The 2231-nt window shown below is 65.0% G+C and carries 3 protein-coding genes; 1 reads left to right on the top strand and 2 read right to left on the bottom strand.

Going from position 1 to position 2231, the window contains the following annotated elements:
- Nucleotides 1–138 precede the first annotated feature (138 nt).
- The gene (locus GTP90_RS35510) at nt 139–1110 is read right to left on the bottom strand and encodes a YVTN family beta-propeller repeat protein (protein WP_161087904.1); all 972 of its coding nucleotides are present in this window, start codon (nt 1108–1110) and stop codon (nt 139–141) included.
- Nucleotides 1111–1250: 140 nt separating this feature from the next.
- Here GTP90_RS35510 and GTP90_RS35505 point away from each other — a divergent pair, with 140 nt between their 5' ends.
- On the top strand, nt 1251–1607 hold the full coding sequence (locus GTP90_RS35505) for an FKBP-type peptidyl-prolyl cis-trans isomerase (protein ID WP_161087903.1): 357 nt from the start codon (nt 1251–1253) through the stop codon (nt 1605–1607).
- A gap of 13 nt (nt 1608–1620) precedes the next feature.
- Here the strand turns inward: GTP90_RS35505 and GTP90_RS35500 are convergent.
- Nucleotides 1621–2231 (bottom strand): hypothetical protein (locus tag GTP90_RS35500; RefSeq protein ID WP_161087902.1); only part of this gene is annotated, 611 nt, incomplete at its 5' end.

The following is a 2231-nucleotide window of genomic DNA, read 5'->3' as shown; positions in this document are numbered from 1 at the left end:
GGGCGTTGGCCGCGCGGGCGGCGTCGTTGAGGTCGCGCGCGTCGCTGTTGGCCGCGCTGGCCGTCCTGGCGTTGTCGGCGGCCTGTGACGCCGGCGCGGCCACCAGCGCCAGCATGGTCAGGGCGGCGGCGGCCTTCATTACATGCGCTGGGCGGAGTTGAAGAAGAACACGCCGTGCGGCGAGCGTCCCACCGGTATCAGCTTGGTGACCTTGCGGGTAGCCAGGTCGATCACGGCCACTTTCTTGATCCAGCGTAGCGTAACCCACATGGTCTTGCCGTCGGCGGTGACTTCCATGCAATCCGGGCCGCCGGGCACATTGATCTGGCCCACGTTTTCCAGCGTCTTCTGGTCGATGATGTTGATCGAGTTCGACACCCGGTTCGACACGAAGATGTTGCGGCCATCGCCGGCCGCGCGGAAGTTGTGCGCGCCCTGCCCGGTCTTGATGCGCTTGACGGTCTTCTGGGTTTTCCAGTCGATCACCTCGACGTAGTCGCTGCCCATGATGCCGACCAGCAGATACTTGTCGTCCGGCGTCATGGCGATACCGGCCGGCAGCTTACCGACCGACATGGTCCACTTCAGTGTCTGGGTGGAGAGGTCGATGGCGCTGACCTGGTCGCTGCCCTGCTGGGTGATGAACACCATGTTGCTGGCGGCGTTGAAGGCCATGTGGCTGGGCAGCTTGGCCAGCGGGATGCGCTTGGCCAGCGTCAGGTTGGCGCCGTCGTACTTGTACAGGTCGACGCGGTCCAGGCGCAGCGAGTTCGACACGAACCATTTCTGGTCCGGCGAGAAGCCGATCTGGTACGGGTCGAGGATGTCCTTGATGGTGCGCTGGATCTGCCCGCTCTTCGGATCGAGGAAGATCAGTTCATTGCCCACCGAGCTGGCGACGATCAGGGACTTGTTGTCCGGGGTCGCCATCAGGTGGTGGGGTTCCTTGCCGACCGGGAAGGTGGACAGGTCTTTGTAGGTTTCCTGGTCCAGCAGCTGCACGGTGGCGTCGCGCGAGTTGAGCACAACCACCACGTTCGCCTGCGCGCTGCCGATGGCAGAGGCGGCGCAGACACAGGAAAGCACAATACGGCGGAAACTACGGAACATGTAAAAATCGCTTGAAAGACCAAAACGTTTATTTTACGTGCAAACTGCGCCGGGACGAGACAAATGCCGCAATTATTCCTTGCTGCGGACGCCCTGCTACAATTCGCGATTGTCATTCACGTCCACATAGAAGGAAAATCATGTCCACCATCACCACCGACTCCGGCCTGCAATACATCGAACTGACCGTGGGCGAAGGCGAAGTCGCCAAAGCCGGCCAGAACGTCACCGTGCACTACACCGGCTGGCTGCGCAACGACGACGGCACCAAGGGCCCGAAATTCGACTCCAGCAAAGACCGCAACGATCCATTCGAATTCGCGCTGGGCGCGGGCATGGTCATCCGCGGTTGGGACGAAGGCGTGCAAGGCATGAAGATCGGCGGCGTGCGCCAGCTGATCATCCCGGCTGACCTGGGCTACGGCTCGCGCGGCGCCGGCGGCGTGATCCCGCCGAACGCCACCTTGATTTTTGATGTGGAACTGCTGGGCGTTTAATTCCCGACGCCAGTCAGCGCTGCCAGTTCCTGCGCAGCGCTTCTACTTCCGCTCGCGTGTCGAGCATGCCGCCGACGATGCGCTGGTCGATCGCTTCCAGCAGCGCCGTCGGCATCTCGCTACCGGCCATCCGGTAGCTGGCCGGCGCCGGCAGCGGCCGCGCGTTCTGCACCAGCACCGGTATCCGCCACTCATCGCTGCCACGGCAGGCGATCCCCACCAGATCCTGGTTCAAGCCCACCAGCGTGAAGCTGCGGCAGTAGCCGCCCTCGTTCGACAGAAAACTCAGCCCGACCCGCACATCGCCCTCGGACGGCGCGGCGCCGCCCATCTGCTGGGTCAAGGCGTGGTCCAGCCGTCCCTGCGCGATCAGCATGCCGTTGCGGCTGAAGACGGTGGTGGGCGCGGCGGCCGGCTCGCCGAACCAGCCCGGCTGCCAGCGCGCCAGCCCGAACCTGCCGGCCGCCAGGCCCAGCACCATGACCAGTCCCAGCGCGCCCCATTCCAGCCAGCCCCACTGGCGCTTGGCGGCCTTGCGCGCGGCCAGCTGCTGCGCCGCGCGATGCGCGCGCACGTCCGCCAGCTGCACCACGTTGGCGCGGCGCGGATGCGGCGCCTGGTCCG

This window comes from Duganella vulcania, from assembly GCF_009857655.1.
Lineage (GTDB): Bacteria > Pseudomonadota > Gammaproteobacteria > Burkholderiales > Burkholderiaceae_D > Rugamonas > Rugamonas vulcania.
The sequence above is the reverse complement of the archived record's forward strand: the minus strand, read 5'-3'. Positions and strand labels throughout refer to the sequence as shown.

Bases quoted from the DNA above. Each gene is read 5' to 3' on its own strand.
- GTP90_RS35510 (WP_161087904.1), bottom strand. From the start codon at position 1,110: ATGTTCCGTAGTTTCCGCCGTATTGTGCTTTCCTGTGTCTGCGCCGCC.
- GTP90_RS35505 (WP_161087903.1), top strand. From the start codon at position 1,251: ATGTCCACCATCACCACCGACTCCGGCCTGCAATACATCGAACTGACC.